Annotated in this window: 7 protein-coding genes and 1 pseudogene; 7 read left to right on the top strand and 1 reads right to left on the bottom strand. The window is 67.1% G+C overall.

The window, feature by feature from the left end:
* The 4 genes and pseudogenes from ABZD10_RS12445 to ABZD10_RS12460 all read left to right on the top strand — a co-directional run.
* Window positions 1-255: pseudogene (locus tag ABZD10_RS12445) on the top strand (primosomal protein N'); the annotation flags it as partial.
* A 112-nt stretch (window positions 256-367) separates the two neighbouring features.
* Window positions 368-1,600, top strand: coding sequence for an MFS transporter (locus ABZD10_RS12450; RefSeq protein ID WP_372886913.1), 1,233 nt, complete (start codon window positions 368-370; stop codon window positions 1,598-1,600).
* 12 nt (window positions 1,601-1,612) lie between these two features.
* A complete protein-coding gene (locus tag ABZD10_RS12455) occupies window positions 1,613-2,944 on the top strand; it encodes an MATE family efflux transporter (protein WP_372886914.1) in 1,332 nt (443 codons plus the stop codon).
* Between the two features lie 50 nt (window positions 2,945-2,994).
* A complete protein-coding gene (locus ABZD10_RS12460; protein WP_372886916.1) occupies window positions 2,995-3,864 on the top strand; it encodes a 50S ribosomal protein L11 methyltransferase in 870 nt (289 codons plus the stop codon).
* Between the two features lie 175 nt (window positions 3,865-4,039).
* On the opposite strand, the gene ABZD10_RS12465 is transcribed toward ABZD10_RS12460, so the two are convergent.
* On the bottom strand, window positions 4,040-4,240 hold the full coding sequence (locus ABZD10_RS12465; RefSeq protein WP_372886917.1) for a DUF1127 domain-containing protein: 201 nt from the start codon (window positions 4,238-4,240) through the stop codon (window positions 4,040-4,042).
* A 330-nt stretch (window positions 4,241-4,570) separates the two neighbouring features.
* Here ABZD10_RS12465 and ruvC point away from each other — a divergent pair, with 330 nt between their 5' ends.
* From ruvC to ruvB, 3 genes are all read left to right on the top strand, one after another.
* On the top strand, window positions 4,571-5,077 hold the full coding sequence (gene ruvC, locus ABZD10_RS12470) for a crossover junction endodeoxyribonuclease RuvC (protein WP_372886918.1): 507 nt from the start codon (window positions 4,571-4,573) through the stop codon (window positions 5,075-5,077).
* On the top strand, window positions 5,074-5,754 hold the full coding sequence (gene ruvA / locus ABZD10_RS12475; RefSeq protein ID WP_372886920.1) for a Holliday junction branch migration protein RuvA: 681 nt from the start codon (window positions 5,074-5,076) through the stop codon (window positions 5,752-5,754). The genes ruvC and ruvA overlap by 4 nt, the downstream gene beginning before the upstream one ends.
* 3 nt (window positions 5,755-5,757) lie before the next feature.
* The coding region (gene ruvB / locus ABZD10_RS12480; RefSeq protein ID WP_372886921.1) for a Holliday junction branch migration DNA helicase RuvB at window positions 5,758-6,576 on the top strand (819 nt) is incomplete at its 3' end.

Here is a 6,576-nt window from a genome sequence, read left to right on the forward strand (position 1 = left end):
GACGTGCAGCGGGTGTTCGATCTCGGCAATGCGCTGGCCCGCAACGACGGCGCCCTGCGCGCCATCGGGGCGCAGGTCTTCGGCCCGGCGCCGGCGCCGATTGCCCGGGTGCGCGGGCGGCACCGGGTGCGGCTCCTGGTCAAGGCCGACAAGGGGGCGCCGATCCAGGAGGCGGTGGCGGCCTGGGTCGGCCAGTTCCGGCTCAGGGGCGACATCCGGCTCAGCGTCGACATCGACCCGCAGAGCTTCTACTGACCCCGGCGCCGGGGCGCCGGGCGCGGCCGAGGCCCCCGCTCACACATCAATTGCGCGTTTTTGCGTCGCGTTACGGCTCGCCAAGGCCGCAAAAACAGCGTAAGCGCAAAGCATGTTAACGACACTTTCCCTCGATCAGAGCGGCCGGCTGCCGTTCTGGCGCCGCCCGATCGCGCTGCTGTTCGTCATGGCCATGGCCATGCCGATCGCCTTTTACGCCTGGTATGCGCTCTTGAACAATTTCGTCATCGAGAGGGCCGGTTTCGACGGCAGCGACATCGGGCTGCTGCATACGGTGCGCGAGATTCCGGGTTTTCTCGCGGTCGGGGTGATCGCGGTCATCATCTTCGTGCGCGAACAGGTGCTGGGCATGGTGTCGCTGGTGCTCTTGGGGGTGGCCACCGCCTTCACCGCATGGTTCCCCTCGCTCGGCGGGCTGCTGATGCTGACCTTTCTCAGCTCGCTCGGTTTCCACTATTACGAGACCGTCAACCAGTCGTTGCAGCTGCAATGGCTGCCCAAGGCGCGGGCGCCGCAGATGCTGGGCTGGCTGATGGCGGTGGGCTCGGCGACCTCGCTGGTGGTCTTCGTGCTGATCGTGCTGATGTGGGAGAGGCTGAACCTCAGCTACAACATCGTCTTCATGGTCTCGGGGCTGACCACCGCCGGAATGGCGCTGTTCTGCCTGCTGGCCTATCCGCAGTTCGACTCGCCGACGCCGCAGGTCAAGAAGATGGTGCTGCGCAAACGCTATTGGCTTTATTACGCGTTGCAGTTCATGTCCGGGGCGCGGCGGCAGATCTTCATGGTCTTCGCCGGCTTCATGATGGTCGAGAAATTCGGCTTCGAGGTGCATCACCTGACCGGGCTCTACCTCGTCAACCTGGTGGTCAACATGGTGGTGGCGCCGCTTCTGGGCCGCGCCGTGGCCCGGTTCGGCGAAAGGGCGACGCTGATCTTCGAATATGTCGGGCTGGCGGTGGTCTTCCTGTCCTATGGCGGCATCTACTGGTTCGACTGGTCGGTGACGGTGGCGGCGGTGCTCTATGTCATCGACCACATCCTGTTCGGGCTGGCGCTGGCGCTGAAGACCTATTTCCAGAAGATCGCCGATCCGGGCGATATCGCGCCGACGGCGGCGGTGGCCTTCACCATCAACCATATCGCGGCGGTGTTCCTGCCGGTGCTGCTGGGGCTGCTCTGGGTGGTCTCGCCGGGGGCGGTGTTCCTTCTGGCCTGCGCCATGGCGCTGGTCTCGCTCGGCCTGTCGCTCATGGTGCCGCGCCACCCGGAAAAGGGCAATGAAACAAGGCTCAGCCGCTATGCGGCGGCCCCGGCGGAATAGGCAGGGGTGACGATGCGACGACAGGGACGGTTTCTCACCGGCTCCACCATGGGCCATGTGGTGCGCATGACGCTGACCGGGGCCACCGGCATCACCTTCGTGTTCCTGGTCGATCTCGCCAACCTGTTCTGGATCTCGCGGCTCGGCGATCCGCAGCTGGTGGCGGCGATCGGCTATGCCTTTGCGGTGCAGTTCTTCTCGATCAGCACCGGCATCGGCCTGATGATCGCGGCCACGGTCATGGTCTCGACCCGGATCGGCAAGGGCCAGCGCCAGCGCGCCAAACGCGAGGCCACCACCGCGATGGTCATCACCGTCGGCTTTCAGGCGCTGGTGGCGGCGCTGATCGTCGGCTTCCGCTATCCGCTGCTGGATCTGGTCGGCGCCGAGGGCGAAACCGCGCGGCTGGCGGCACGCTACCTGGCGATGACCGTGCCCTCGCTGGTGGTGATGGCGGTGGGGCTGGTCGGCTCGGCGGTGCTGCGCGCCGAGGGCGACGGCAAGCGGGCGATGTTCGTCACCCTCACCTCGGGCACGGTGTCGATGGTGGTCGACCCGGTGCTGATCCTCTATCTCGGCCTCGGCCTCGACGGGGCCTCATATGCGCTGATCCTGTCGCGCTTCATCCTGGCCGGGATGGCGCTGTGGTTCGTCATCGGCACCCATGACATGATGGCGCTGCCGCGCTGGCAGACCTTCAAGCGGGTGCTGAAACCGTTCTTTGTCATTGCCCTGCCGGCGATGCTGACCCAGATCTCGACCCCCTTCGGCAATTACCTGCTGACCGGGGTGATCTCGGGCTTTGGCGATGACGCGGTGGCGGCCTGGGCGGTGGTCAACCGGCTGACCGTGGTCGCCTTTGGCGGCATCTTCTCGCTGTCGGGCGCCATCGGCGGCATCTATGGGCAGAATTTCGGCGCCGGGCAGTTTGACCGCCTGCGCCAGACCTTTCGCGACAGCCTGCTGTTCTGCGCCGCCTACACGCTGGTGGCATGGGCGCTGCTCAGCCTCTCGGCGGGCTGGATGATCGGCATCTTCGGTCTTGGCCCCGAGGGCGCGGCGGTCTATCGCGCCTTTGCCTTTTACGGCTCGGGCGCCTTCGTGCTGGTGGGGGCGCTGTTCGTCTCCAACGCCACGTTCAACAGCCTCGGCCGGCCGCTGCGCTCGACCCTGTGCAACTGGACCCGCGACGGGCTTTTGATGCTGCCCGCCGCCTGGCTCGGCGCGGCCTGGTTCGCGGCCCCCGGCGTGGTCTATGCCCAGACGCTGGCGGGCGGGCTGACCGGGGTTCTGGCGGCGCTCTGGAGCTGGCATTTCCTGAAGCGGCTCGGCGCGCGACCTTGACGACGGGCGGCGATGCGCCTAGGCCGCTTGCAACCAGTCAGGAGCCCGCCATGCCGACCTTTACCGCCCTCACCACGCTGCCCGGAAAAGACCCGGCCCAGAAACTGGCCGATGCCATGGAACGGCTGCTGCCCGAGCCCACCGGCGTCGGCGTGTTCGAGATCGAGGACGGCTCGGGCCTGTGGGAAATCGGCGGCTATTTCACCGAGGCCCCGGACGAGACCGCGCTGGCGCTGCTGGCGGCGGCCTTCGGCGCCAAGCCCTTCGCGGTGTCGGAACTGCCCGATGTCGACTGGGTGGCCAAGGTCAAGCGCGAGCTGCGCCCGGTCGAGGCCGGCCGCTTCTTTGTCTATGGCAGCCATGATGCCGATAAGGTGCCGAGCCACTGCGAGCCGCTGCTGATCGAGGCGGCGATGGCCTTCGGCACCGGCCATCACGGCACCACGCTGGGCTGTCTCAAGGCACTCGACCGGCTTGCCGATCAGGGGGTCGTCGGGCGAAACGTGGCCGATATCGGCTGCGGCACCGCGGTGCTGGCGATGGCGGCGGCGCGGATCTGGCCCGATCCGGTGCTGGCCAGCGACATCGACCAGGTGGCGGTGGACGTCGCCGAGGCCAATGTCCGCGCCAACGGGCTCGAGGGGCGGGTGGCCTGCGTCGAGGCCGCCGGTTTCGACCACGAGACCCTCGCTGCCCGGGCGCCCTTCGACCTGATCTTCGCCAATATCCTCAAGGCGCCGCTGATCGCGCTGGCCCCCGAGATGGGCGCCAATATCGCGCCGGGTGGCCATGCCATCCTGTCGGGCATTCTCAACGAACAGGCCGACGAGGTGGTGGCGGCCTATGACGCGCAGGGCTTTGGCGTCCATACCCGCGAAGAGATCGGCGAGTGGACCACCCTGACCCTGACCCGCGGCTGAGACCGCGCCGGGCAAGACAGGGCACGGGCAGGGCAGGGCACAAGACGGGCCACAAGACACGGTCACAAGACACGGCCACAAGACACGGCCGGACATGAAAAAACCGCAGCCCGAGGGAGCTGCGGTTTTCTTGTTCGCGGGATGCGAAAACAGGCTGCGAAAGCGCTTGTGCGCCTCAGGCGATGTTCTCGATGTCGCCGCGCGACAGGCCGATGTCTTCCAGTTCACGATCCGAAAGCGCGGCCAGCGCGTTGCGGGTGACGCGGGCGTCGTTCCATTCGGTGATGGCGGCGACCAGCGAGGCGAAGAGCTGACCGATGCGGCCGGCAAGGCTGGCAGTCTCGAACTGCGCACGGGTGGTGTCGAATGCGGCCATATCAATCTTCCTTCTGTTTGGGTTGATGGTCTGCGTTTTCTCTGGGCCGCATGTAGGATGGGCGCCCCGGTGTCGCAAGCAGGAGTTTTTGCATAGGTGATATGCGGTTTCTGCATGTGCGAAATGGGATGTAACCTTTGATAAAACAACGGAAAATACGGCCCGTTCCTGTCGCTTTCAGACCCCGGTCGTGTCGTTTTCAGACCCCGCTCTGAGCGCCGCGCATAGCCCGGCGACCTTCATGCAGCCATTGCAAAGCTCTTGGCGTTTGTTCTGCTTTTGTGCTAGTGGTTCATAAAAGCAACAGATGACGGGCAGTCAGGGGCATTCATGCGCATTTTGGGAATCGATCCGGGGTTGCGGAACATGGGCTGGGGGGTGATCGACTCGGTCGGCAGCCGCATGAGCCACGTGGCCAACGGAATCTGCCACTCTTCGGGGGGCGATCTGGCGGTGCGGCTGCTGTCGCTGCACCAGCAGCTGACCGATGTCATCGCCCGCTTTGCACCCGAGGAGGCGGCGGTGGAACACACGTTCGTCAACAAGGACGGGGTGGCGACGCTGAAGCTGGGCCAGGCGCGCGGCATCGCGCTTCTGGTGCCGGCGCAGGCCGGGTTGCCGGTCGGCGAATATGCCCCCAACAAGGTCAAGAAGACCGTGGTCGGGGTCGGCCATGCCGAGAAACATCAGGTCGAGCATATGGTGAAACTGCAACTGCCGGGGGTGAAGATCGCCGGCGCCGATGCGGCCGATGCGCTGGCGATCGCCATCTGCCACGCCCATTACAGCCGCCCCGGCTCGGGGCTGGAAGCGGCCTTGAAGAGGGTGGGCGCATGATCGGCAAGATTACCGGGCGCATCGATTACCGGGCCAGCGACCACCTGCTGATCGACGTGCGCGGCGTCGGCTATATGGTCTACTGCTCGGACCGCACCATGGCCGCCCTGCCGGGCATTGGCGAGGCGGTGACGCTCTATACCGATCTTCTGGTGCGCGAGGACCTGTTGCAGCTTTTCGGCTTTACCTCGCTCCTGGAGAAGGAATGGCACCGGCTTTTGATGGGGGTGCAGGGCATCGGCGCCAAGGCTTCGCTGGCCATTCTCGGCGCGCTCGGGGCCGAGGGTGTCGGCCGCGCCGTGACGCTGGGCGACGTGACCGCGATCAAGGCCGCCAAGGGCGTCGGCCCCAAGACCGCGCAGCGGGTGGTGATCGAATTGAAGGACAAGGCCCCGGCGGTGATGGCGCTGGGCGGCACGCTGGCGCAGGCCGCCTCGGGGGCGCCGGCGTCTGACGAGGTGCTGGAGGACAGCCCTAGTGCGCCGGCGACGGCAGCTGTTGCGCCTGTGGCTGCCGCGGCCTCGGTGCAGGCCGAGGCGCTGTCGGCGCTGAGCAATCTCGGCTATGGACCCGGCGAGGCGGCCTCGGCGGTGGCTCAGGCCTCTGGCGCGGCGCCCGAGGCCGATACCGCGGCGCTGATCCGCGCCGCGCTGAAGCTTCTGGCTCCGAAAGGCTAACATATGGACCAGCCCGACCCGACATTGCGCCCCGAACCGCGGCCCGAGGATGCCGACCGCGCCCTGCGCCCGCAGGCGCTGGACGAGTTCGTCGGCCAGGCCGAGGCCCGCGCCAACCTGGCGGTGTTCATCGAAAGCGCCCGGCGGCGCGGCGAGGCCATGGACCACACGCTGTTTCACGGCCCGCCGGGGCTGGGCAAGACCACGCTGGCGCAGATCATGGCCCGCGAGCTGGGGGTCAGTTTCCGCATGACCTCGGGCCCGGTGCTGGCCAAGGCCGGCGATCTGGCCGCCATCCTGACCAATCTCGAAGCCCGCGACGTGTTGTTCATCGACGAGATCCACCGGCTCAATCCGGCGGTGGAAGAGGTGCTCTACCCGGCGATGGAGGATTTCGAGCTCGATCTGGTGATCGGCGAGGGCCCGGCGGCGCGCACCGTGCGCATCGAATTGCAGCCCTTCACCCTGGTCGGGGCGACCACCCGGCTGGGGCTGCTGACCACGCCGCTGCGCGACCGCTTCGGCATCCCGACGCGGTTGCAGTTCTACACCGAGGACGAGCTCAACCAGATTGTCACCCGCAATGCCCGCAAACTGGGGGTGCCCTCGGATGAGGGCGGGGCGCGCGAGATCGCGCGGCGCTCGCGCGGGACGCCGCGCATCGCCGGGCGGCTGCTGCGCCGGGTGGTGGATTTCGCTCTGGTCGAGGGCGACGGGCGGGTGACGCGCGATCTGGCCGACGGGGCGCTGACCCGGCTCGGGGTCGATCACCTCGGGCTTGACGGGGCCGACCGGCGCTATCTGCGTTTCATCGCCGAGAAC

The sequence above is a fragment of the Shimia sp. genome (assembly GCF_041624275.1).
Classification (GTDB): Bacteria; Pseudomonadota; Alphaproteobacteria; order Rhodobacterales; family Rhodobacteraceae; genus Shimia.